23 protein-coding genes are annotated in these 23,935 nt (G+C 72.3%); 7 read left to right on the top strand and 16 right to left on the bottom strand.

Going from position 1 to position 23,935, the window contains the following annotated elements; translation table 11 throughout:
• Positions 1–95: 95 nt before the first annotated feature.
• The 3 genes from ABZS77_RS17140 to ABZS77_RS17130 form a co-directional block, all read right to left on the bottom strand.
• Positions 96–914, bottom strand: a complete 819-nt coding sequence (locus ABZS77_RS17140; RefSeq protein WP_354823542.1) for an AAC(3) family N-acetyltransferase — start codon at positions 912–914, stop codon at positions 96–98.
• Positions 898–3,189 (bottom strand): FxsB family cyclophane-forming radical SAM/SPASM peptide maturase, encoded by a 2,292-nt coding sequence (locus tag ABZS77_RS17135; RefSeq protein WP_354823540.1) that lies wholly within the window; start codon positions 3,187–3,189, stop codon positions 898–900. The genes ABZS77_RS17140 and ABZS77_RS17135 overlap by 17 nt, the downstream gene beginning before the upstream one ends.
• 63 nt (positions 3,190–3,252) lie before the next feature.
• Positions 3,253–3,441 carry a hypothetical protein gene (locus ABZS77_RS17130; protein ID WP_354823538.1) on the bottom strand — a complete coding sequence of 63 codons (189 nt, stop codon included), beginning with the start codon at positions 3,439–3,441 and terminating at the stop codon, positions 3,253–3,255.
• 162 nt (positions 3,442–3,603) lie between these two features.
• Here ABZS77_RS17130 and ABZS77_RS17125 point away from each other — a divergent pair, with 162 nt between their 5' ends.
• Positions 3,604–3,858 (top strand): DUF2277 family protein, encoded by a 255-nt coding sequence (locus ABZS77_RS17125; protein ID WP_354823536.1) that lies wholly within the window; start codon positions 3,604–3,606, stop codon positions 3,856–3,858.
• A 43-nt stretch (positions 3,859–3,901) separates the two neighbouring features.
• On the opposite strand, the gene ABZS77_RS17120 is transcribed toward ABZS77_RS17125, so the two are convergent.
• Positions 3,902–4,381: a hypothetical protein gene (locus tag ABZS77_RS17120; protein WP_354823534.1), complete on the bottom strand. Its 480-nt coding sequence runs from the start codon at positions 4,379–4,381 to the stop codon at positions 3,902–3,904.
• Positions 4,382–4,608: 227 nt separating this feature from the next.
• Positions 4,609–5,598, bottom strand: a complete 990-nt coding sequence (selD, locus tag ABZS77_RS17115) for a selenide, water dikinase SelD (protein WP_354823532.1) — start codon at positions 5,596–5,598, stop codon at positions 4,609–4,611.
• 194 nt (positions 5,599–5,792) lie between these two features.
• Here selD and ABZS77_RS17110 point away from each other — a divergent pair, with 194 nt between their 5' ends.
• The 4 genes from ABZS77_RS17110 to ABZS77_RS17095 all read left to right on the top strand — a co-directional run bounded on the left by ABZS77_RS17110 (position 5,793) and on the right by ABZS77_RS17095 (position 9,193).
• The gene (locus ABZS77_RS17110) at positions 5,793–6,548 is read left to right on the top strand and encodes an amino acid ABC transporter ATP-binding protein (RefSeq protein WP_354823530.1); all 756 of its coding nucleotides are present in this window, start codon (positions 5,793–5,795) and stop codon (positions 6,546–6,548) included.
• Positions 6,549–6,605: 57 nt separating this feature from the next.
• Positions 6,606–7,541 (top strand): glutamate ABC transporter substrate-binding protein, encoded by a 936-nt coding sequence (locus tag ABZS77_RS17105; RefSeq protein WP_354823528.1) that lies wholly within the window; start codon positions 6,606–6,608, stop codon positions 7,539–7,541.
• 79 nt (positions 7,542–7,620) lie between these two features.
• Positions 7,621–8,277: an amino acid ABC transporter permease gene (locus ABZS77_RS17100; protein WP_354823526.1), complete on the top strand. Its 657-nt coding sequence runs from the start codon at positions 7,621–7,623 to the stop codon at positions 8,275–8,277.
• 43 nt (positions 8,278–8,320) lie between these two features.
• The gene (locus tag ABZS77_RS17095; protein WP_354823524.1) at positions 8,321–9,193 is read left to right on the top strand and encodes an amino acid ABC transporter permease; all 873 of its coding nucleotides are present in this window, start codon (positions 8,321–8,323) and stop codon (positions 9,191–9,193) included.
• Between the two features lie 55 nt (positions 9,194–9,248).
• Here the strand turns inward: ABZS77_RS17095 and rny are convergent, their stop codons facing one another.
• The 8 genes from rny to ABZS77_RS17055 all read right to left on the bottom strand — a co-directional run bounded on the left by rny (position 9,249) and on the right by ABZS77_RS17055 (position 18,511).
• Positions 9,249–11,015, bottom strand: coding sequence for a ribonuclease Y (gene rny, locus ABZS77_RS17090; RefSeq protein ID WP_354823522.1), 1,767 nt, complete (start codon positions 11,013–11,015; stop codon positions 9,249–9,251).
• Positions 11,016–11,865: 850 nt separating this feature from the next.
• Positions 11,866–12,573: a 3-keto-5-aminohexanoate cleavage protein gene (locus ABZS77_RS17085; RefSeq protein ID WP_354823520.1), complete on the bottom strand. Its 708-nt coding sequence runs from the start codon at positions 12,571–12,573 to the stop codon at positions 11,866–11,868.
• A gap of 30 nt (positions 12,574–12,603) precedes the next feature.
• Positions 12,604–13,293, bottom strand: coding sequence for a regulatory protein RecX (locus ABZS77_RS17080; RefSeq protein WP_354823518.1), 690 nt, complete (start codon positions 13,291–13,293; stop codon positions 12,604–12,606).
• 14 nt (positions 13,294–13,307) lie between these two features.
• Entirely contained in the window at positions 13,308–14,354 is a 1,047-nt protein-coding gene (gene recA, locus ABZS77_RS17075; RefSeq protein ID WP_007456801.1) for a recombinase RecA, read from the bottom strand.
• A 184-nt stretch (positions 14,355–14,538) separates the two neighbouring features.
• Positions 14,539–14,739, bottom strand: coding sequence for a DUF3046 domain-containing protein (locus ABZS77_RS17070; protein WP_139583060.1), 201 nt, complete (start codon positions 14,737–14,739; stop codon positions 14,539–14,541).
• Between the two features lie 4 nt (positions 14,740–14,743).
• Positions 14,744–16,099: an MFS transporter gene (locus ABZS77_RS17065; protein ID WP_354823516.1), complete on the bottom strand. Its 1,356-nt coding sequence runs from the start codon at positions 16,097–16,099 to the stop codon at positions 14,744–14,746.
• Positions 16,100–16,218: 119 nt separating this feature from the next.
• Positions 16,219–16,917 carry a UdgX family uracil-DNA binding protein gene (locus ABZS77_RS17060; protein ID WP_354823515.1) on the bottom strand — a complete coding sequence of 233 codons (699 nt, stop codon included), beginning with the start codon at positions 16,915–16,917 and terminating at the stop codon, positions 16,219–16,221.
• A 253-nt stretch (positions 16,918–17,170) separates the two neighbouring features.
• Positions 17,171–18,511, bottom strand: a complete 1,341-nt coding sequence (locus tag ABZS77_RS17055; RefSeq protein ID WP_354823513.1) for an aminotransferase class I/II-fold pyridoxal phosphate-dependent enzyme — start codon at positions 18,509–18,511, stop codon at positions 17,171–17,173.
• A gap of 35 nt (positions 18,512–18,546) precedes the next feature.
• On the opposite strand from ABZS77_RS17055, the gene ABZS77_RS17050 reads away from it, so the two are divergent.
• Together ABZS77_RS17050 and leuE are read left to right on the top strand one after the other, a co-directional pair.
• On the top strand, positions 18,547–19,791 hold the full coding sequence (locus ABZS77_RS17050) for a bifunctional pyridoxamine 5'-phosphate oxidase family protein/GNAT family N-acetyltransferase (protein ID WP_354823511.1): 1,245 nt from the start codon (positions 18,547–18,549) through the stop codon (positions 19,789–19,791).
• Positions 19,791–20,462 carry a leucine efflux protein LeuE gene (leuE, locus tag ABZS77_RS17045; RefSeq protein WP_354823619.1) on the top strand — a complete coding sequence of 224 codons (672 nt, stop codon included), beginning with the start codon at positions 19,791–19,793 and terminating at the stop codon, positions 20,460–20,462. The genes ABZS77_RS17050 and leuE overlap by 1 nt, the downstream gene beginning before the upstream one ends.
• A 5-nt stretch (positions 20,463–20,467) precedes the next feature.
• On the opposite strand, the gene ABZS77_RS17040 is transcribed toward leuE, so the two are convergent.
• From ABZS77_RS17040 to ABZS77_RS17030, 3 genes are all read right to left on the bottom strand, one after another.
• On the bottom strand, positions 20,468–21,400 hold the full coding sequence (locus ABZS77_RS17040; protein ID WP_354823509.1) for a sporulation protein: 933 nt from the start codon (positions 21,398–21,400) through the stop codon (positions 20,468–20,470).
• Positions 21,401–21,517: 117 nt separating this feature from the next.
• Entirely contained in the window at positions 21,518–22,582 is a 1,065-nt protein-coding gene (locus ABZS77_RS17035) for a hemolysin family protein (protein ID WP_354823507.1), read from the bottom strand.
• Complete coding sequence (locus ABZS77_RS17030; protein WP_354823505.1) at positions 22,579–23,934, bottom strand: hemolysin family protein; 1,356 nt, start codon at positions 23,932–23,934, stop codon at positions 22,579–22,581. The genes ABZS77_RS17035 and ABZS77_RS17030 overlap by 4 nt, the downstream gene beginning before the upstream one ends.
• Between the last annotated feature and the right edge of the window lies 1 nt (position 23,935).

Raw genomic sequence — 23,935 nt, 5'->3', positions numbered from 1 at the left:
CAATCGTCCACGATGGTCAGCACGTCAGCGACCCCATCCATGATGCTCACGGCTCGGTCCGCCCAGGTGGCCGGGACACCAGCGTAGACCGCGAATCAACGGTGACCCGCCAGGCGATTCGCGGCGAGCCAGCCGACCGCGAAATCCACAGCGGTGCGCGCCGACAGCAGGTGCGCGACAGACCGGCCGACCCGGCCACGGCGGACGAGTGACGCGGCGCTGAGCGCGGCACCCAACTCCGGGAAGTCTCGATCGTCCAGGTCGAGAGCACGGAAGTCGAGGCGTATTCGGCGCCCGTCGTCGAGCCGGAAGCAGCGGTAGTCCCGCTTCGGAGGCGGCACCGGCAGCCGGTACTCGGCAAGGTGCAGGGCACTGCACGCCTCGAAGCCGACGCCGAGCAGCAGGATCTGCCCGTCCGCCGCGTAGAGCCGGCCGATCGGCGAACGCTCGCCGAGGTGACAGGTGAGGGCATGGTCGTCGGTGAGGTGCCGCGCCTGTGGGCCGAGCGCGGCGAACGAGACCTGCGGATGGTCGCTGCGCACCGCACCGGGGGCACGCCTGACGAACTCGGCGAACGCCCCCATCCGCTCCGAGGGGGTGGTCCCGCGGTCCCACCCCGGCAGACTGGCCTCGTATCGGGCAAGCTCAGCCCCGTCCATTCCGTCGGTGGCCGCCAGGTAGGTCCGGGACGTGGTCGAGTTGCCGGCGGTCTGCGTGGGCACGAGCAGCGTCCCGGCCGGGCCGAGGACGTCCCGCAGAGCGTCCGCGAGCGTCGCGGGGCCCCGCTCCAGCGGCCCCACCCGCCGCAGGCCGCAATGCACCAGGAGGCAGACGCCGGGACGGACACCCAGTGCCAGCAGGTCCTCGGCGACGCGGGGTCGGCCCAGTGCCGTCCGCTCATCCCGGATCGACACCGGTCCCCACAAGGGCCTGGCGCATCTGGTCCACGAACCGTTCACCGGCGGCCGTGAGCGAGTGGCTGGCCAGCAACGCGTCCGCACCTTCGCGGGTCCACGCCAGGAACCGGGCCGCGTGCTCCGAGGCGTCACCGTGAGCGGGCCGACCGGCGGCGGCGCGGGCCCGCCACACCTGGGTGACCGCCAGATGCGCGTAGACACCCTGGAGCACACCCTCGGGGGGCCGCGGATCGGGACGCCAGGGCACGCGGATCCGGGTGGTGCGCCCCGGGTCGACGAGGTCGTACAGGTCGAGTGCGGCACCGAGCTTCGCGTGCTGCCACTCGTGCACGAGCAGCACGGCTACCGTCTCCGGGTCCCCGACGGGGGTGAGGGCGACCGCGCCGAACGCGTGTCGGGCCGTCGCGCTCCGCACCGGCCTGCTCTGCTCGGGCGCCAGCGGCACGACGGCCCGCAGACCACCGGCGAGCGCGGCCGCGTGGCCCGGCACGTCCCGGTGCGCGACCTGCCAGGCCGCTGCGAGGGTACGGCCCAGCGCCTGCGCCGCCGAACGCTCCAGGCGGGAGGTCACGGGTTGGCCGTAGCAGTCCCGGTACGGGTCGTCGTCCTCGAGGAGCACCTGGCCACTGGAGACCGGTACGGGGCGGGTCGGTCGCCATCCGGCCGCTTCCGGTTCGCCTGGTTCTCCGCCCGGATCGAGGAGGACCGTCTGCTCCTCGGTACCGACGCGGACCCGGAGGCCGTTGGGCCGGACGGTCACCTCGGCGGTGCCGTCGACAGCGTCCGGGAGCGCCAGGGTGCCCAGGGTGGGCAACGTGATCACGCCGGAACGCACCGGAACGTCCACCGTGGCCGGGAAACCTGACCGGACGGCGGCGGCGAGCGCGAGGGCCGGCAGCGGGTCGTCCGCGCGGCGGGCGTCGACCGACGGGGTGAGGAGATGGACCAACCACGGACGGACGAAGGGGTGAGCGAGGACGGCCTGGACCGCCTCGGGCTCCTTCCCATCGAGGTCCACGAGCAACTCCCAGGCGGCCGTGGGGCCGGACCTCTCCCGCCAGGCCGCCAGCAGCGCCCGGTTGATGGAGAGCTGCGCCCCGGCCAGCAGGTCGAGAGTCTGCGCCGAGCCGTACCCGGTCGCCAGATCGTCCAGCAGGTCACCGGCGGTCGGGGTGTCCACGTCGGTCTGCTGCCCGGTGGGCACCCCCGGCGGCCGGTAGGTGTCGATCGTGTCGATCAGGCGGAGCAGGTCGGCGCAGTACACCGACGGATTGTCGAAGCCGGAGCCGGTACGCCAACGGTGGGCGTAGAGACCACCGCCGCAGCGCTCGACCACCGGGCAGGACCGACAGGTCGCGCAGAGCCCGTCCACGCCGGCCTGTCGGACGGCGACCCCGGGATGCCGGCTGGCCTCGTCGACCGAATGGCCGAACACGTCGAAGCCGGTGCCGGCCGCACCGTGGTACGCGGTCTTCAACGAGTCGACCTGCTCCCAGCTGCCATCCGTCTCGACGACGAGCACGTCCGCCGGAGCGAGACCGAACGCCTCGGTGCCGCCACCGCCGGGCGTCAACGCCTCGAACAGTCGGATCGGCAGGGGCCGTCCCTCGTCCACCCACCGCTGGTGGATGCGCCCCAGCCAGTCCGCGTACGGAGTGGGGCCGGGGCGGTACGGCGGGCGGTCCCAGGTGGCGTGCGGCAGCAGCAGATCGACCCGGGGTGGGCGCTCGGCCAGTAGTGCCTCGTACACCTGGTCAGGATCGTTGCGGACATCGATCGTGCAGAGGATGCCGGCGTAGCTCGTCAGGTGTTCCGGGCGGCGGAGCAGGGAGAGCGCGCTGCGAACGTGGTCGTGACTGCTGCCGCCGTGGGCGAAGACGCGGTGGCGGTCGTTGGCCGCGCGGTCCCCGTCGAACGACACTCCCACCCGCACGTCGTACTCGACAAGCAACCGGCACAGTTCCTCGTCGAGCGACACGCCGTTGGTCTGCATGCGCAGGTCGAGCATGGTCCACGGGGTGATCGCCGCCCGCAGCTCGGTCAGGGCCTCACGCAGCCCGGCCGCACCCAGGAGCAACGGCTCACCGCCGTGCAGCACGACGTGGACGACCGGCAGGTCGTGCTCACGGGCGTGCGCGGCGATCCGCCTGGCCGCCGCCCGCACGGTCGCCTGCGCCATCCGGACCGGTCGCCCACGCCAGGTCTGGTCGGCGTGCTCGTACACGTAGCAGTGGTCGCAGCTGAGGTCGCACCGGCTGTGCACCTTGAGCACGAACTGGCTGATCCCGTGGCAGGGCCCGCCCGTCCCCGGCGGACGGCACCGGCAGGCCATCGCTCAGATGGACGAGTTGAAGGCGGCGACGGCCACCGTCTCGGAGGAATCGGACCCGTTCCGGACGACACGTCGGCGGATCACCTCGACGAGATCGCCGTGCTCGCCGGCGATCCGCTCCAGGGGGGTGTGCAGGCTGCGTGTCAGGTCGTCAAGATGGGGATGGGCTGCACGGGTGGGGGTGTGGTCCACAAGAAGTCTCCGGAGGGCCCGGCGCTGGAAGCGCGAACGGCGACAATGGCTCGAAGGGCTCTGGTCCGTGACCAGGATAGACAAACATCGACCCAATGTCACCGTCGGTAAAATTTCCGACACCCCCGGTGGCCGTGGACACCGATCGAGGAGGAGCACCGCATGTGCCGGAGCATCAAGACGCTGCGTGAGCCGTTCACCCCGCAGGTGACGGACAGGGACATCGAGGCGGCGGCGTTGCAGTACGTCCGGAAGATCTCTGGCTTCCGGGCGCCCGCCGCGCACAACGCCGCCGCCTTCGACGCCGCGGTGGCCGCCGTCGCGGAGGCCACCCGTACCCTGCTGGATCAGCTCGTGGTCCGGGGTGCCGGTGCGGGCACCGCGGACCGGCCGGTCGCCGCCCAGGGCCGCGGCTGACCGCCGGCACCGCGCCGGACGCCGGCCGGACCGAACCCCCGGGTCAGGCCGCGGCGAGCGCCGGCGCGACGGTGTCCGGTGCCCACCGCGAGCGGTGACACTGCGACCAGCCCCGGCAACCGGGGTCGCCGAGCGTGCAGAGCCGCTGCCGGCTGAGCACCTCGCCCTCGTCGGTGTCCCGTACGTCGAAGTGCACCGGACGGACCGTCCCGTCCGGGACGACGAGCAGGTGCCGCGTGGCGTCGAGCGTGTCGTCGCGCAGCAGACAGTTGCGGCCCAGCAGCCGGGCCAGCGCGGCGATGCTGGCGTGCTCGGGGAGCCGCTCGGGCACCCCGTAGCAGTCCACCACCGTCGAGAACTCGCCCGGCGCCTGCCAGACGTCACAGACGACCGCGTACGCCGGCAGCCGGGCCGGATCCGCCGCCGCCAGCGGCATCACCACCCGGCCGAGCGCCTCGGCCAGTGCCGGGTAGACCTCCACGGGTCGTGCCCGGTCGATTCTCCAGTTCCACAGCTCGGTCATTCCGCCTCCTCGCTGCGTTCGTCCCACCGGCCTCCGGATCGGGCCTTACTGACGATGGTGGGGGGCATTTGACCCCAGCCGGGGGCAAGTTACCGGTCTGTGACCATTCCGGGCAAAATTTCCCTGAGCCGCATTGCTCGGAGTAGCGGGAAGGTGACAGTTTATCGGGTACGGTGCGCGATCCACACCACCGCCACCGCGTGTCCGACGGCCGTCACGGCCAAGGGTCAGCGCAGGACGATGAGATGTTCACCACGGGGCAGCAGCTCACCCACCACGGGAGCGCCCGGCACCTCACCGGCGACCAGCAGACCACCGGAGGTCTGCGCGTCGGCCAGCAGCAACCGCTCGGCCTCGTCAGCAGTGCCGAAGTCGGTCCACGGGGTCACCCAGTCCAGGTTGCGCCGGCTGCCGCCGCTGACGTACCCGTCGCGCAGCGCCTCCCGCGCGCCCGCCAGATAGGGCACCCGGGCGGTGTCGATGGCCACCGTGACCCGGCTGGCCCGGGCCAGCTTCGAGGCGTGCCCGAGCAACCCGAACCCGGTCACGTCGGTCCCGCACCGGATGCCGGCGGCGACCGCCGCGCGGGCGGCACCGGCGTTGAGCGCGCTCATCGAGGCGACCGCCTCCGGGAAGCGCTCACCGGTGGCCTTGTGCCTGGTGTTCAGCACGCCCACACCGAGCGGCTTGGTCAACGACAGCGGCACCCCGGCCCGGCCGGCGTCGAGAGTGATCAGTTCCTCGGGGCGGACCGTGCCGGTCACCGCCAGCCCGTACTTCGGGCCGTCGTCGTCCACGCTGTGCCCGCCGGCCAGGTGGCAGCCGGCCTCCCGGGCCACGTCCTGACCGCCGCGCAGCACCTCGCGGGCCAGCTCCAGCGGAAGGACGTCACGCGGCCAGCAGAGCAGGTTGAGCGCCACCAGCGGGATGCCGCCCATCGCGTACACGTCGGAGAGGGCGTTGGCCGCGGCGATCCGACCCCAGTCGTACGCGTCGTCGACCACCGGGGTGAAGAAGTCGGCGGTGCTGACGATGCCGGTCCGCTCGTCCAGGCGCACCACCGCCGCGTCGTCACCGTGCTCCAGTCCGACCAGCAGCTCGGCGGTCCCGGTCGCCGGGCCGAGACCCGCCACCATGATCTCCAACTCGCCCGGTGGGATCTTGCAGGCGCACCCACCACCACGGGCGTACGCGGTCAGCCGTACCGGTTCGGTCATCCCCCCATGATCTCGGCAACAGGGACGTCCCGCCACCGTCGCGCGTCGCACTGTGTGCGGAATCGGACGACCGACAACGATCGTGACCGGTGTTACCGCTCCGTGACCCGCTGGGTTGCGTTCTGCCACATCACGCCGCCTACAGTGGCCGCACCGGGGGTCGACCGACCCCGCTGGGGGAGACGACAGGGACGGTGAACGACGTGACGACGGGCGAACCGCTCATCGTGCTGGACGCGGTCAACAAGTGGTTCGGGCCGCTGCACGTGCTGGACGACGTCTCACTGTCGGTGGGCCGGGGCGAGGTGGTCGTGGTGATCGGCCCGTCCGGCTCCGGCAAGTCGACGCTGTGCCGCGCCATCAACCGACTGGAACCGATCAACTCCGGCACCATCACCTTCGACGGGCAGCCCCTGCCGGCCGAGGGCAAGCCGCTCGCGAAGCTGCGCAGCGAGGTGGGCATGGTCTTCCAGTCCTTCAACCTCTTCGCGCACAAGACCATCCTGGAGAACGTCACCCTCGGTCCCGTGAAGGTCCGCAAGGAGAAGCCGGCCGCCGCCCGCGAACGCGGCCTGGCCCTGCTCGACCGGGTCGGCATCGCCAACCAGGCGGACAAGTTCCCCGCCCAGCTCTCCGGCGGCCAGCAGCAACGGGCGGCCATCGCCCGGGCCCTGGCCATGCAGCCCAAGGCCATGCTCTTCGACGAGCCCACCAGCGCCCTGGACCCGGAGATGGTCGGCGAGGTGCTTGACGTGATGACCTCCCTGGCCCGCGACGGCATGACGATGGTCGTGGTCACCCACGAGATGGGCTTCGCCCGGCACGCCGCCAACCGGGTCATCTTCATGGCCGACGGCAAGCTCGTCGAGGACGCCTCCCCGGCGGAGTTCTTCGAGAACCCGCGCAGCGACCGGGCGAAGGACTTCCTCTCCAAGATCCTCACGCACTAGGCGTCCGTAGTGGAGCGCGCCGGCCACCGGCGGGCTCCGTTGAAGAAGGAGAAATGTATGCGTATGAAGCGCGTGGCGGCGGTCGCCATGATGGCCTCCCTCGCCCTGTCGGCCGCGGCCTGCGGCAAGGACGGCGAGCCGACCCCGAGCGCGGGCGGCAGCGCCCCCGGCGCCGCCCAGTCCGACACCTGCAAGAGCTCCGGCGCGACCTTCACCCCGAAGACGGACGCGGCCATCGCCGGCAGCCCGACCTTCGAGAAGATCAAGTCGGCCGGCAAGGTCTCCGTCGGGGTCAAGTTCGACCAGCCGAACCTCGGCTACAAGGACGCCCAGGGCAAGCGGTGCGGCTTCGACATCGAGATCGCCCAGTACGTCGCCAGCACGCTCGGCATCGACCCGGCGAAGATCGAGTACAAGGAGATCGCGTCGGCCAACCGGGAGACCGCGATCAAGGGTGGTGAGGTCGACTACTACGTCGGCACCTACTCGATCACCGACAAGCGCAAGAACGACATCTCCTTCGCCGGCCCGTACTTCGTCGCCGGCCAAGACCTGCTGGTCCGCAAGGACGAGACGTCGATCACCGGCAAGGACACCCTCAAGGGCAAGAAGGTCTGCTCGGCCACCGGCTCGACGCCGATCCAGAAGATCCGCGACGAGGGCCTGACCGAGGCGAACAACATCGTCGAGTTCAAGACCTACTCCGAGTGCGTCTCGCAGCTGCTCGACAAGAAGGTCGACGCCGTCACCACCGACGACGCCATCCTCAAGGGCTACGCGGCGCAGAGCCCGACCGAGCTCAAGGTGGTCGGCCAGCCGTTCAGCACCGAGAAGTACGGCATCGGCCTGCCCAAGGACGACAAGGCGCTGCGCGACTACGTCAACAACCAGATCGAGGCGTCCTTCGGCGACGGCACCTGGCAGAAGATCTACGACGGCACGCTCGGCCTGTCCGGCTCGGCGGGCACCCCGCCCACCCTCGAGCGGTACTGACTGACCGGCTCGACACGAGTTGCTGCGCCGGGCGGGGCATGTCCCCGTCCGGCGCCGTGCAGAGGACTGAGAGCGAGGCATGGGCGAGTTCTTCCGCGTACTGACGGACAACGGGCAACTGTTCGTCGACGGGTTCACCAACACCGTCAAACTTTTCCTGATCGCCGCGGTCGGCAGCCTCGTCCTCGGCACGCTGCTCGGCGCGATGCGGGTCTCCCCCGTGCCGGCGCTGCGGGCGTTCGGCGCCACGTACGTCAACCTGGTGCGCAACACCCCCCTGACGTTGGTCTTCGCGTTCCTCGTGTTCGCGGTGCCGAAGCTCGACGTCAACATCGACTACTTCGCCAGCGCCGCCATCGCACTGACGGTCTACACCTCGGCCTTCGTGTGCGAGGTGATCCGCTCCGGCGTCAACACGGTCGCCGCGGGTCAGGCCGAGGCGGCCCGCGCGCTGGGCATGACCTTCGGTCAGGTGCTCACGCTCATCGTGCTGCCGCAGGCGCTGCGGGCGATGGTCCCGCCGATGATGAGCGTGTTCATCGCGATGCTGAAGAACACCACGATCGCCGCCGGTTTCTCGGTGCTGGAGGCCGGCGCGATCCCCGCGTACATGGCCGAGCGGGGCGAGCCGCAGTTCGCCGTCCTGCTCTGGATCACCATCGGCTTCCTGATCCTCATCCTGCCGCTGGTGGCGTTGCAGCGGTTCCTGGAGCGCAAGTGGAGAGTGGCCCGATGAGCGAGCTGGCGAGCCGCACCGCCGCGAACGAAGGGTGGCTGAGTTGAGTCAGGCGTCCATCCTCTACGACCTGCCCGGTCCCCGCGCCAAACGGCGCAACGCGATCCTGGGTGTCGTCTCCACCGCCGGCATCATCGCCCTGCTCGCCTACATCGGCTACAAGTTCGCCGACACCGGGCAGTTCGAGGCCCGCAAGTGGGAACAGTTCCAGTACTCCTCCGTGCAACGCGAACTGCTCGGCGGCCTCTGGGCGACGCTGAAGGCCGCCGGCATCGCCGCGGTCCTGGCGCTGCTGTTCGGCGCCGTGTTCGCCAGCGCCCGGCTGAGCGACAAGTGGATCCTGCGGACCCCGGCGACGTTCGTGGTCGAACTGTTCCGGGCCATCCCCCTGCTGATCCTGATCTTCTTCGGCTACTACGTGCCGTTGCAGTACGGCTGGTCGATCGACAAGCTGTGGGCGCTCGTCATCGGGCTGACGCTCTACAACGGCTCGGTGCTCGCGGAGATCTTCCGGGCCGGCATCAACGCGGTGCCGTACGGGCAGACCGAGGGCGGGTACGCGATCGGCCTGCGCAAGAACCAGGTGCTGCGGCTGATCCTGCTGCCGCAGGCGGTGCGCTCGATGCTCCCGGCGATCGTCAGCCAGCTCGTCGTGCTGCTCAAGGACACCGCGCTGGGCTTCATCATCACGTACCCCGAGCTGCTGTTCGTCGGGAAGCAGATCGGCGGCCGGTTGCCGTTCGGGCTGCCGTACGTGCCGACGTACCTGATCGTGGCGGCGATCTACATCGCCATCTGCGGGGCGCTGTCGGCGCTGGCCTGGTGGTTGCAGAAGCGGATGGGCCGCACCCCGCGCACCGCCGCGAAGGTGCTTCCCGCCCAGGACGCCGGCGAGGACGCCGCGCGGATGATCTGACCGGAACGAGCGACGGGCGGGTGGCCATGCCACCCGCCCGTCTTCTGTTCGTGGGTCAGCGGGCGATCTCGGTGACCCGGGACTCGCGGACCACCGTCACGCGGATCTGACCCGGGTACGTCAGCTCCTCCTCGATCTGCTTGGCCACGTCGCGGGCCAGCACAGCCGCCCCGATGTCGTCCACGTCGTCCGGCTTGACCATCACCCGGATCTCCCGGCCGGCCTGCATGGCGAAGACCTTGTCCACGCCGAGCTTGCCGGCCGCGATCTCCTCGATCCGCTCCAGCCGCTTGACGTACGCCTCCAGGCTCTCGCGCCGCGCGCCCGGCCGACCGCCGGAGCAGGCGTCCGAGGCCTGGGTGAGCACGGCCTCGATGGTCTGCGGCGGCACCTCGTTGTGGTGCGCCTCGATGGCGTGCACCACGTCCTCGTGCTCGCCGTACTTGCGGGCCAGGTCGGCGCCGATGATGGCGTGGCTGCCCTCCACCTCGTGGGTGAGCGCCTTGCCGATGTCGTGCAGGAACGCCGACCGCTTGATGATCGGCACGTCCAGCCGCAGCTCGGCGGCCATGATGCCGGCGATGTGCGCGGTCTCCACGAGGTGTTTGAGCACGTTCTGCCCGTACGACGTGCGGTAGCGCAGCCGGCCCAGCAGGGTGATCAGCTCCGGGTGGATCTCGGTGATGCCGACCTCGACCAGGGCGTCCTCGGCGGCCCGCAGGCAGAGCTGCTCGACCTCCTGGCGGGCCAGGTCGTAGACCTCCTCGATGCGGTGCGGGTGGATCCGACCGTCCAGCACCAGCTTCTCCAGCGTGAGCCGACCCACCTCGCGGCGGACCGGGTCGAAGCAGGAGAGCAGCACCGCCTCCGGGGTGTCGTCAATGATCAGGTTGACGCCGGTCACCGACTCGAAGGCGCGGATGTTGCGGCCCTCCCGGCCGATGATCCGCCCCTTCATCTCGTCACCGGGCAGGTGCAGGACGCTGACCACGCTCTCCGCGGTCTGCTCACTGGCCACCCGCTGGATGGCGTCCACCACGATGTGCCGGGCCCTCTGCTCGGCGGTGCCCCGCGCGTCGGCCTCGATGTCGCGCACCAGCAGCGCGGCCTCCCGCTTGGCCTGCGTCTCGATCGCCTCGACCAGCTCCAGCCGGGCCGCGTCGGCGGTGAGGCCGGCGACCCGCTCCAGCTCCCGCCGGCGCAGCTCCTCCACCTCGGCCAGCTCGGCCTCCCGCTGGGCGAGCGCGGACTCCCGTGCGGCGAGCGCAGCCCTTGCCTCGGTGAGCTGCCGCTCCCGCTCGGCGAAACGCTCCACCTCCTCGGTGTGCAGCCGCTCCCGCTCATCCATCCGGGCGGCGCGACGCTCCACCTCGGCCGCCTGCTCCCGGGTGGTGGCGGCGAGCACCGCGACCTCCCGCTCGCCGCTACGCCGCGCCGTGGCGCGCAGCTGCTCGGCGTCGGCCTCAGCCTGCTTGTGGGCGCGTTCGAGAACCGTGTCCGCCTCGGCGCGGGCATCGTCGAGCACCCGCCGGGCCTCGGCCCGCGCCGCCTTCGCCTCGGCCTTCGCCGCAGCCGCCTCGGCACGCGCCGCGGCCGCCGCGGACTTCGCCACGTCGATGGTGCTGTTCGCCTGGTCGGCCGCGTTCCGCAGGGCGGCCAGGGACTGCTCCTGACGGTCCTTCTCGGCGATGAACGCCGGGTCCTCCGGAGCCGGCGCGGAACCCATCCGGCGCAGCGTCCGGACGCCCACCAGCACGGCCCCGATCACCACCGCCGCGAGGATGAGGACGGCCGCGAGGAGCGCGACGTCGAAGGCGTTCATGCCGGGACCCCGTGGGATCTACCGGTGAACCTGTGCCGCCGCCCCGCCATGGCCGCCTCCCCTGAACGTTCGCCGCCGCAGCGACCGTGCCCGGCGGGCACACTCCTGCGGCTGTGGACGCCCGACCGGAGCGGCTGGCCGTGGGTAGCTCTCTCCGCCGGCGGTGCCCTCGGGCATCGTCGGCGACCGGGTGCAGTTGTCGCGGAGTACCGGACCGGCCTGTCCGGACTGCCGCCAAAGGCCGTGGAGTCGGCCAAAGTGATGCTGTTCTGTTACGCGATCTATGTTGTGCGCTTAGCCTGCGCTGGTCGGGCAATGTGAGCCTGTATGGCGAGGCTAGGTCGCCGGGGGTGCTCAGGTCAAGGACTCATGATCAAACCCCCCGGACGGAGCGAAGTTGCGACGTCACTCCGCGGTGATGCCGGGTCGGACACGGATGGACAAACACGGCGAGGCGACGGCCTCGACCAGGATGTCGTGCCTGTTCAGCGCCGAAGCGAGCCTCGCGGAGAACGGACGGTGTGACACCAACGACCCCTTCGCGCCTTTCCGACCCCCTCGTCGGCCTGCGCTCTCGGGCCGCGCCCCCGGGCGGCGCTCGGCCGCACCGCGCTCGGCCGCGCTTGGCCCGCGCCCGATCCGCGCTCACCGGCGGTTGGCCCGCGCTCGATCCGCGACTGGCCCGCACTCGATCCGCCAAGATCGTGCTCGTTCCTGGAAGTAGTGGCCTCGCGGCTCGGGGACACCACTCGATCCTGGATCGAGCACGATCTTGGCGCCGGGCCGTTCAGCGCGGGCCGGTCGCCCAGCGCGACGCCGACCGCGCCGGACGCTCAGCTGCGCCGGGCGCTCAGCGGGCTCCCGCCGCCAGCGCCGCGGCGACAAGTGCGGCATTGTGCGGCGCGGGTGTGCCGTCGGGCAGCAGGAGCGTGTCCTCCAGGCCGATCCGGGTGTGCAGGCCGCGGCTGACCGCCTCGGCGAGTACCGCCCAGGTGGCCGGCCCTTCGGCGTGCAGGAGCACCGGTGGAAGCCCCGGCGACGGCAGGGCGGCGAGGATCCGCGCCGCGTCGGCCAACGCGACGGGCACCTCCTCGGCCATGCACTCGACGAGGATCCGTCCGACCGGCACCCGCCAGCGCCGGTACGCCTCGACGGCGTCGAGCGTCCAGAGCCCCACCTCGACGAGCACACCACGGGCGTGCAGGGCCACGGCGACCGCCTCGGCACCTGGCTCGTGGGCGTTGACGGAGGCGAAGTCGGGCAGCACCGTCCAGGCCTGGACGGCGGTCACCCGGGCGGCGGCGTCTGGTTCGATCCAGGCGCCGGTGCTCACCCCGACCGGCAGGCCCGGTCGGGCGGTGCGGACCGCGGTGAGCGCGTCGGCGATCACCGTCGGGTGCAGCGACTCGGCGCCCGACGCGTCCCGGGGATGGACGTGCACGGCTGCGACGCCGAGTTCCGCGCAGCGGGCCGCGTCAGCGGCCAACTCCGCCGGAGTGACCGGCACCGCCGGGTGGGCGTCACGGCCGCGCCCACCGTTCAGACACGCCTTCACCATCGGAGCACCCCACAGCACCCAGCGCGACTCTCAGTCGACCGGACGGTTGTCGCGGTCCAGGTCGCCCTCGGCGTCGGCGAGCGCGTCGGCGTCGATCTGCTCGGCGAACTCGGCCGCCTCCGCGCTCTGCGCCGCCAGGGCGTCCTTCACCGCCCGGATCGCCACGCCGGGTGGGTAGCCCTTGCGGGCCAGCATGCCCACCAGCCGGCGGAAGACCGCGTCCGGCTCACCTCGGGCGGTACGCAGTTTGCGCTCGATGAGGGCACGGGCGGTCTCCGCCTCGGTCTCCTCGTCCAGTTCGCCGAGCGCCTCGGTGGCCACCTCGCCGTCGACGCCCTTACGGCGCAGCTCGTTGGCGAGCGCCCGGCGGGCCAGGCCACGCCCGGAGTGCCGGCTGGACACCCAGGCGCGGGCGAACGCGGCGTCGTCGATGATGCCGACCTCGTCGTACCGGTCGAGCACCTCGGCCGACACCTGCTCGGAGATGCCCCGCTTGGCCAGCGCGCCGGCCAGCTCGGCACGGGTACGCGGACGGACGGCGAGCTGACGCAGGCAGATCTCGCGGGCCACCTCCGACTCGTCGCGCGGGGTGGGCGCCGGTTCGTCAGTCTGCTGCTCGGCCCGACGACCCCGGCGGGGGCGCGGCGGATCGGTGGCGTCGCCCGTACGGGGTGGACTGGCATCCCAGCCCCGCCCCGTACGGGCGCGTCGTCCTGCCATCGGTCAGCGACCGGTCAGAAGTCGACCGGCGGCAACTCGGGGCCACCGGCGGCGTCACCCGCGCCGACACCGACGCCGAGCTTCTCCAGGATCTTCTTCTCGATCTCGGCGGCCACGTCCGGGTTCTCCTTCAGGAACTCCCGGGCCTTCTCCTTGCCCTGGCCGAGCTGGTCGCCGTCGTACGTGTACCACGCTCCGGACTTGCGGATGATCGCCTGCTCCACGCCGACGTCGATCAGCGAGCCCTCACGCGAGATGCCCTTGCCGTACATGATGTCGAACTCGGCCTGCTTGAACGGCGCGGCCACCTTGTTCTTCACGACCTTGACCCGGGTGCGGTTACCGACGACGTCGGTGCCGTCCTTGAGGCTCTCGATGCGTCGCACGTCGAGCCGGACCGAGGCGTAGAACTTCAACGCCCGACCACCGGTGGTGGTCTCCGGGCTGCCGAACATCACGCCGATCTTTTCCCGCAGCTGGTTGATGAAGATCGCCGTGGTGCCGGTATTGCTGAGCACACCGGTGATCTTCCGCAGCGCCTGGCTCATCAGCCGGGCCTGGAGACCCACGTGGCTGTCGCCCATCTCGCCCTCGATCTCGGCGCGCGGCACCAGGGCCGCCACCGAGTCGATCACGATGATGTCCAGGGCACCGGAGCGGATCAGCATGTCCGCGATCTCCAGTGCCTGCTCGCCGGTGTCCGGCTGGGAGACCAGCATCGCGTCGGTGTCGACGCCGAGAGCCTTCGCGTACTCCGGGTCGAGCGCGTGCTCGGCGTCGATGAAGGCGGCGATGCCGCCGTTGCGCTGGGCGTTGGCCACCGCGTGCAGAGCCACAGTGGTCTTACCGCTGGACTCGGGACCGTAGATCTCGACCACCCGGCCGCGGGGCAGGCCGCCGATGCCGAGGGCAACGTCGAGCGCGATGGAGCCGGTCGGAATGATCGCGGTCTGGACGACCGGCCGGTCGCCCAGCCGCATCACCGAGCCCTTGCCGAATTGCTTGTCAATCTGAGCGAGAGCAAGGTCGAGTGCCTTCTCCCGGTCAGGCCCTGCTGCCATGGTTGCCACCCCTGCCTTCGCCGGCGTCTTTGCTGAGCTTCGCGTCACGCGGACACGCTAGGCGCTTGGTCCGACAGAAAACCAGCCGACGGGCCGCGAGCTGTGGACGAGCACCCAGCTGTGGACAATAGCCGAACAGGTGTACGACTCGACAAGCGACACGCGGAAGCGCCGAAAAGGCTGCTCAGCGTAGTCGCGCGGGCACCCGGTCGGGGTACGCGGCACAGACCGCCCGCCACACCACGTGCGTCTGCTCACCCGACGCCAGCGCCTGCTCGACGGTCCGCCCACCGAGCTGGGACAGCACCTGGTCGCGGGCGATGCTGGCCGCGTAGCCCGGCCCGAACGCCTCCTCCAACCGCGCCCAGAAGTCGGTCAACCGCACGTGATCAGCCCTCCTCACCCGGTGCCCCGGTCGACACCGGGCGCAACGCTAGCGCCACCAGGGGCGCGGTCGCGACCGCCGCGAGCAGAGCGAGCACCGGATAACCGGCGATCTGCATGACAAACCCGCCGAGCACCGCGGCAACGGCCCCCGCCAACCCCATGACCAGGTCCGAGAATCCCTGGACGCTCGGCCGCACACCGGCCGGCACCGACTCGGAGAGCAGCGTCGAGCCGGCCACCATGGTCCCCGACCAGCCCAGCCCGAGCAGGACCAGGCCGACCGAGAGCCGGGGCGTGTGGTGCCCGGCGGTACCGGCGACCGCGCAGGCGGCCAGCAGCATCCCGACCCCACCGAGGATCACCGCCCGCCGGCCGAGCCGGTCGGTGAGCCAGCCCACCACCGGAGAGAACGCGTACATGCCGGCGATGTGCAGACTCAGCACGATGCCGACCAGCCGCAGCACGTCGGCGTCGGCGTGCGACTCACCGAGCCGGACCGGCGTCATCGACATCACCGCCACCATCACCAGGTGCCCGACCGCCACCGCGGCGATGCCGAGCCGGGCGGCGGGCTGCCCGCGTACCACCGACCAGGCCAGCCGCATCCCGGCGGCGCGCGGCCGGCGCACGCCGACCGGCGCGGCGGCCGGCGCCTCCGCCGCCACAGCTGTCGACAGCGGGTCACCGGCCGGCTGCGCGGGCGCGTCGGCCGCCGCGAGCCGGCGCGCGGTGAGCAGCGGGTCGGGCCGGAGCAACCCGAGGAGTACGACGGCAGCCAGCACGAAGGCGGCCGCGCTGAACGCGAACGGGCCGGCCAGCGGCGGCAGCCCCCAGCCGGTGGTGATCCGGTCGGCCAGCGCGGCGAAGTTCGGCGCGGCCACCGCACCGATGGTGGTGGCCCAGACGATCAGGGAGAGTTGCCGGCCACGGCGGGCCGGCTCGGCGAGGTCCACCGCCGTGTAGCGGGCCTGGAGGTTCGCGGCGGAGCCCCCACCGAACAGCAGCATGCCGAGGAAGAGCAGTGGCACCGATCGGACGGCCGCCGCCAGCACCACCAGGACGCCACCGACGGCACCGACGGTGTACGCCAGCACCAGACCGGGCCGGCGACCGTGCCGCGCCATGATCCGGGTGACCGGGACGGCGAGCAGCGCCGCGCCGACCACCCCGGCGCTCTGCACGACGCCTGCCACCGCGGTGCCGGCGACCCGGGCGGCGAGCAACGCGCCGACGGAGATGCCGATGGTGACACCGATGCCGCCGATGATCTGGGTGCTGAAGAGCAGCCGCATGGTGTGCCGCTGGATCGACGCCACGTCGGGCCGGGGCGGCGCCGACACGGTCAGGTCAGTCGCCATGCGCACTCCTCGCGGGTAAGTGGTGCCGAGGGCTCCCATCCTTGCGCACATGGCCCGACCGGCGGGGGCCCCGTCGCCCGCGGCGCGCTCCCGGCGAGGACGGGGACCGTGCCGCTCCGCTATCCGGCGAGCGCGCGGGCGGCGACGGTGAGGTCGGCGACCAGCCCCTGGTACGCCTTGTCCTGGTCGTCGGCGCGCAGCACCGCCGAGGGATGGATGGTGGCCAGCAGCCGGGTCGCGGGAGCGTCCGCCACGTCTCCGGCGTTGTCCACGGGCACCCGCTGGAAGTCCTGCGGGTGCTGGGCCGACGCGGGCCAGGGCAGCAGTTCGCCGCGCTGACGGGTGACCCGAAAGGACGGGCCGAGCAGCGCCTTGGCGGCGGTCGCGCCGAGCACCACCACGACATCCGGGCGCAGCCGGGCGAACTCGGCCACCAGCCAGGGCCGGCACGCGGTGATGTGCACCTGGTCCGGGGTCTGGTGGATCCGCCGCCTGCCACGCAGCTCGAAGCGGAAGTGCTTCACGGCGTTGGTGAGGTAGAGCTGCTGCGGGTCCAGCGCGGCGTCGTCGACCGCCCGGCGCAGCAGCCGACCGGCGGGGCCGACGAAGGGCAGGCCCTTCTGGTCCTCCATGTCGCCGGGCTGCTCGCCGACGAGCACCACGCGGGCGCTCTCGTCGCCCCGGCCGAAGACCGTCTGCGAGGCGTCCCGGTACAGCTCGCACCCCCGGCAGCCGCCGGCCGCGGTGCGCAGCTCGTCGATGGTGTCCGCGTCCGGAGGGATGAACCGCTGGGCGCCCGGCGCGGTCTGTTCGGCCATGCCGACTGTTATATACCCGTTTCGGGCCTGCTGCCGGATCCGGGGTCAGTACCCGTTGCCGCCTCCGTCCCCACCGGACGCCACCGCGATCAGCACGATGACGATGATGACGATCGCCGCCGCCACCCCGATCCAGATCCCCTTACGAGTGCCACCATTGGCCATGTCCCCACACCTCCGGGCGCCGGCATACCCGTCCCGACCCGTCCGAATCGCGGCAACGAACCGCACGATCGCGTGGGCCGGGCCGGGCTCAGACGGCGAAGCCCGGTGGCGGGGTCGGCCGGGTCGCGTCGGCCAGCGCGGCGGCCAGGGCGGGTAGATCGGCGCTGGTCAGGGAGCTGACGGTGATGCGGACGGCGGACGGGGCGGCGATCCGGTAGAGCGCGCCGGGTGCCACCGCCCAGCCGCCGTCGCGCAGCGCGGTCACGACGCTCGTCTCGTCCGCCACCGGCAGCCAGACGTTGATGCCGCTGCTGCCGTGGGCGGTCAGACCGTGCTCCGCAAGCGCCGCCAGCAGCCCCTCGCGTCGCTGTTCGTAGCTCTCCCCCGCCCGTCGCACCAGCTCGGCGACCGCCGGGTCGCGCCAGAGGGCGAGGACCAGCCGTTGCAGCACGGTGGACACCCAGCCGGCGCCGACTCGCGTCCGGCCGGCCACCCGGGCCACGGTGGTCTCGTCACCGACCAGGACGGCCAGCCGCAGATCCGGGCCGAACGGCTTGCTCACCGAGCGCAGGAAGGCCCAGCTCCGCGTCGCACCGGCGAGGGGATGCAGGGGTACGCGGGCCAGTTCGGCGGCGTGGTCGTCCTCGATCAGCAGCAGGTCCGGCCGGTCGGCGAGCAGCGTCCGCAGCGCCTCGGCACGGGCTGCGGACACGGCCGCGCCTGTCGGGTTCTGCGCCCGGCTGGTGACCACGAGCGCCCGCGCCCCCGCGGCGAGCGCGGACGCCACACCGGCCACCAGCGGCCCCTCGTCGTCGACCGGTACGCCGATCGGGCGCAGGCCGAGCGCGGCCACCAGGTCCAGCAGGTTGGCCCAGCCCGGGTCCTCCACGGCGACCGCGTCGCCGGGGCGCAGGTGGGCGCCGAGCAGCCGTTCGATGCCGTCCAGCGCGCCACCGGTGAGGGTCAGGTCACCGGCGGGTACGCCGTCGGCGGCGAGTCGGGCGCGGGCCGCCTCGGCCAGTTCGGGTAGCACTCCGGCGTGGGAGTAGTCGACCGGGGCGCCCAGGTCGGCGGCGAGCGCCGCCAGGTGCGGGCCGAGCGGGGGCAGCAGTCGGGGGTCGGGTTCGCCCCGGGACAGGTCCCGGGAACCGGGCAGCGGGGGCGGGCGCAACGCGGAGCGGCGGGCGGCCACCGGAGGGCGGGGACGGACCCGGGTGCCGTGCCGGCCGGCGGTGGCGAGCAGGCCGCGCTGGCGCAGCTCCTGGTAGGCGCGGGCGACGGTGGCGGGGCTGACGCCCAGCTCGGTGGCGAGGGCCCGCACCGGCGGCAGCGCGGTGCCGGGCGGCAGGGCGTCGGTACGGATGCCCGACTCGATGCTGGCCGAAATCGCGACGGCCGTGGACCCGGTGAACTGATAGCGTGCTGACACAAATCAGAGATTGTACTAGCACGAAAGGGCGCGCGATGTACCCACCCACCGCCCGCACGATCCCCCACCGCTCCCGGGACCGGATGAGCTACGACCGCGAGGCGGCCCACGCCGTCCTCGACGAGGCGTACCACTGCGCGCTCGGCTTCACCGTCGACGGCCAGCCGCGGGTGCTGCCCACCCTGCACGTCCGCATCGGCGACACGCTCTACCTGCACGGCTCCACCGGCAGCCGCCCCCTGCTCGCCGCCCGGGGCGACGACGGGCTGCCGGTCTGCGTCGCGGTGACGGTGCTCGACGGGCTGGTCTACGCCCGCTCCCAGTTCCACCACAGCGCCAACTACCGCTCGGTCGTCGCGCACGGCACCGCCCACCTCGTCACCGACGAACGGGAGAAGAGCGCCATGCTCACCGCGCTGGTCGAGAAGGTCGGCGCGGGCCGCAGCACGGCCTCCCGCCCGCCCAACCGGCGGGAGCTGGCCGAGACCGCCGTGCTGGCGCTGCCCCTGCGCGAGGTGTCCGTCCGGTCCCGCACCGGCGGCGTCCGCGAGGACGACGACGACCTGCACCTGCCGCACTGGGCGGGCGTCCTGCCGCTGCGCCTCACCCCCGGCCGGCCGGAGCCGGACGCCGGGGTCACCGCGCCGCTGCCGGCGTACCTCCGGACCGCCCGCACACCGTGGCACGAGCCGGCGCCGCTGCACGGCGAGCACGTACGGCTGGAGCCGCTGGACCTGGCGCACGCCGACGACCTGCACACCGCCACCGCCGACGACGAGGTGTGGCGGCACCTGGGCGTCCGGCGCCCCACCACACCGACCGGCACCGCAGAGGTGATCGCCGCGGCACTGGACGCCCAGCACCGCGGCGAACGGGTGCCCTGGGTGCAGCGCTGCGCGACGACAGGCGCGGTGGTCGGCACCACGTCGTACTACGAGATCGACCCGGAACGGCGGTCGGTGGCGATCGGGTACACCTTCCTGGGGCGGCCCTGGTGGCGTACCGGCATCAACACCGAGGCGAAGCTGCTGCTGCTCGGCCGGGCCTTCGACGACCTGGGCGCGGTGCGGGTCGCCTGGCACACCGACATCCGCAACGAACGCTCGCAGGCGGCGATCGAACGGCTCGGCGCCACCAGGGAAGGCGTGCTGCGGATGCACCGGCAGCGCCCGGACGGCTCCTGGCGGGACACCGTGCAGTACGCGATGACGGTCGATGAGTGGCCGAACGCACAGCTCAGGCTGCGGGAAAGACTTCGACGGACGACACCGGCGGCGTGATGATGGCGGGCGTGCTGGGGATCACCGACATCTGGACGTACGTGCTGGGCACCGTGGCCATCATCCTGCTGCCCGGACCGAACTCGCTCTTCGTGCTCTCCACCGCCGCCAAACGTGGTGTGGGGGCTGGCTACCGGGCCGCGGGCGGGGTCTTCGTCGGCGACTGGGTGCTGATGTTCCTCTCCGCCGCCGGGGTGGCGTCGCTGCTCAAGGCGTACCCGCCGGTGTTCCTGGTGATCAAGTACGCCGGTGCCGCGTACCTCGGTTATGTCGGGGTGACCATGCTGCGCGGGGCCTGGCGGCGCTGGCGCGACCGCAACGACCCGACCACGCCGCGGCTCATCGACGCCGCGGAGCCGGCGGAGATGCGCAGCCCGTTCCGCAAGGCGCTGGTGATCAGCCTGCTGAACCCGAAGGCGATCCTGTTCTTCATCTCGTTCTTCATCCAGTTCGTCGACCCCGGCTACGCCTGGCCGGCGCTGTCGTTCCTGCTGCTCGGCCTGATCGCACAGGTGACCAGCGCGATCTACCTGACCGCGTTGATCTTCGCGGGCACCTTCCTGGCGGCCCAGTTCCGCCAACGCCGCCGCCTGGCGGTCAGCGGCACCACAGCCGTGGCGGCCCTGTTCCTGGCCTTCAGCCTCAAGCTGGCCACCGCCAGCGCGGGCTGACCCCCTCAGGTGCCGTCGCCGCCGGAGGAGCCGCCCCCTCCCACGCCGGCGCCTCCGGCGGTGCCGCCCAGGCCGTAGCCGGGCTTGATCGGCTCGTCGGGGTGGCGGCTGACATGGGCGGACCCCCCGATCTGCGCGGACCAGTCGGCGTGCGCGGCCGCTGCGGCGTGCCTGTTGATCGCCTGACGCAGCCAGCCGTCCACGGTGGCGACCCAGTCCCGGCGCCCGGCGTCCTCGTGCCAGATCCGGAACCGGCTGATGCTCTGGTGGGTGATCCCGGCCAGCGCCAGCCGGCGATCCATCCAGAGGATCGCCTCCAGGCCCGCCGAGTTCGTCACGAAGATCACCTCCAGCTCGGTGATCGGGCCGGCGTAGAGCGGCCCCACCCAGTAGCCCCAGCGCTGGTGCAGGGGCAGGGTGTGCTCCACCCCGGGCAGCCCACCCTGGATCAACCCGGACTGACGGATCATGAAACCGAGGGTGTCGAGCGCCGCCAGGATGTGCTGCTGCGTCGGGACCGGGTGCACGAAGACCGGCACCATGGCCCCCTGGTCCAGATCCGGGTCGACCGACACCTCGGTCCGCAGGCCCATCCGCAGACTCAGCAGCGGCACCCCGCCGAACGTGGTCACCGGGGTCTCCCACGGCAGCGGCATGGCGAAGTCGACCGCCCGCCGGCGACCCGCCGGTACGACGAACCGGCCGGCGATGGGCACCTGGTGGAACTGCATCAGCCGCCGCGGTGAAGCCGGGTCGTCCGGCTCGACCGTGGTGACCAGGCCGAGCCGGATGTGCCGGATGAGCACGTCCTCGGGACCGGCGGCCACGGTCACCCGCCCCGGCAGGCGCAGACCCGGCCGGGTACTCGGGTTTTCGAGCGTGGTCCGCACGGACAGCCCGGTCCAACCGGACTCCCGCGACACCCCGGTCAGCCGCACGGCGCGCCCCCTCCGAGGGCGGGGCCCCGGTGGCCCCGCACCAGCCGCGCCTACCCGGTGGGGGTCACCTCACGCCGGCCGACCCGGCCGTGCCGTACGGCACGGCCGGGTCGCACATCAGCGCAGTCGGCGCCCGCGCGGGACCGTGTCGGTCTCGTCGTCGAACTCGCCGATGACCTCCTCGAGCAGGTCCTCCAGCGCGACGAACCCGATCGGCCGGGCCGGGCCGCCGCCGTTGCGCACCAGCGCGAGCTGCGACTGCCGGGCGCGCATGGCGGCCACCGCCTCGGTGACCGACGACGTCGCCGGCAGCGTGAACGCGGGGGTCATCAACTCGGCTGCGGTGGCGGCGCGACCGGTGGTGACCACCCGCACCGCCTCCCGCACGTGCACCAGGCCGCACACGTCACCCGCCTCGTCCAGCACCGCCAGACGGGAACGGCCGCTGTCGCGGCTGACCTCCTCGATCCGCTGAGCCGGGTCGTCGCGGTGGACCGTGACCATGGTGGCGAACGGTTCCATCACCTGGGCCACCGACGTGCCCTGCAACTCCAGCATGCTGGTCAGCAACTGGTGCTGCTCGGCGCCGAGCAGCCCGTGCTCACGGGACTGCTCCAGCAGCATCCGCAGCTCGTCCGGGCCGTGCACCTGGGCGAGCTGATCCTGCTGGTTGACCCCGAACAGCCGCAGGATCGCGTTGGCCAGGGCGTTGAGCGCGGAGAGCACCGGCCGGGACACCCGGGCGAAGGCGCGGAACGGCAGGGCGAGCAGCGTCGCGGAGCGCTCCGCGTCGGTGATCGCCCACGACTTCGGTGCCATCTCCCCCACCACCAGGTGCAGGAACGTCACCACCCCGAGGGCGAAGACCAGGGCGATCACGTGGCTGGCCGCGTCCGGCAGGCCCACCGCGTGCAGCAGCGGGCTGAGCAGGTGCTCGATCGCCGGTTCGGCGAGCGCGCCGAGACCCAGGGTGCACAGGGTGATGCCGAGTTGCGCGCCGGCCAGCATCAGCGACAGCTCGCGGACGCCGTCCAACGCCGCCCGCGCCGCCCGACCGCCGTTGGCCGCCGCCTGTTCCAGGCGGTACCGCTTGCTGGCCACCAGGGCGAACTCGGCGGCCACGAAGAACCCGTTCAGCGCCAGCAGGATCACCGAACTGAACAGCGCGATTCCGGGGCTCACGCGGACACCCCCGGTGTGGTCAGCTGAAGGCGTACCGAGTCGGCCACGTGCCGGTCCACGGCCAGCACCTCGACCAGCGCCCGCGGCTCCGCGTCGCCGTCCTCGCCGTCGGCGCCCTCGGGCACCAGGCTGATCTCCAGCCGGTCACCGACCTCCGGCACCCGGCCCAGCTCCCGCATCACCAACCCGGAGAGCGTGTCGTACTCGGGGGCCTCGGGCAGGGCGATTCCGGTGCTGTCGGCGACCTCGTCGATCCGCCAGCGGGCCGGCACCACCCAGGACCCGTCGTCCTGCCGGGCCGGTGCCCGCTCCGGCGGGTCGTCCTCGTCCCGGATCGGGCCGACCAGCTCCTCGGCGATGTCCTCCAGCGTGATCACGCCGGCGAAACCGCCGTACTCGTCGACCACGCAGGCCATCTGCCGGTGCCCGGACCGCAGCCGGTCCAGCACCGTGGGCAGCGGCAACGTCTCCGGCACCAGCAGCGGCGGACCCGCCACCGCGCTCACCGGGGTGGTCGCCCGCCGCGCCGGGGGTACGCCGAGCACGTCGGCGATGCCGACGATGCCGATGAGGTCGTCCACGCCCTCCGCCCCGCGTACCGGGAAGCGGGAGTGACCGGTGTCCAGCAACTCGACAACCCGGCTCACCGGTTCGTGTCCCCGTACGGTGTGCACGTCGACGCGGGGCACCATGGCCTCCCCGGCGGTGAGTTCGCGGAAGTCCAGACCCCTGTCGAGCAGCGTGGACATCTCGGCGTCGAGGCTGCCCTCCTCGCGGGACTCGGCGATGATCTGCTCCAGGTCCGCCGGGGTGGCGCCGCTGGGCAGCTCCTCGATCGGCTCGATGCCGATGCGGCGCAGCAGGCGGATCGACGCCCGGTCGAAGAGCCGGATCAGCGGCCCGGCGACGGCCAGGTAGATGAGGGTGGACCGGCTCAACGCCCGGGCGAGTTGCTCGGCCCGCGCGATGGCCAGGTTCTTCGGGGCCAGCTCACCGAGGACCATCTGCACGATGGTGGCGATGACCAGGGCCAGCGCGACCGACAGCGGCAGGCTGACCGCCTCGCTGACGCCGGCCACACCGAACAGCTCGGCGAGACCACCGCCCAGGTACGGCTCGGCGACGTAACCGACGAGCAGGGCGGTGACGGTGATGCCGAGCTGCGCGCCGGACAGCATGAAGGAGAGCCGGCTGGTGACGGTCAGCGCGCGGGCGGCTGCCTGGTCGCCGTCGTCGGCGAGCTGGCGCAGCTTGCCCCGGTCGACGGCGACGTAGCCGAACTCCTGCGCCACGAAGTAACCGGTGGCGGCGGTGAGCACGATGATCAGAAGGAGACCGACGACGATCAACACG

It is taken from the genome of Micromonospora sp. NPDC005298 (assembly GCF_040607375.1).
GTDB lineage: Bacteria > Actinomycetota > Actinomycetes > Mycobacteriales > Micromonosporaceae > Micromonospora.
This window is presented reverse-complemented; position numbering and strand designations above follow the sequence as displayed.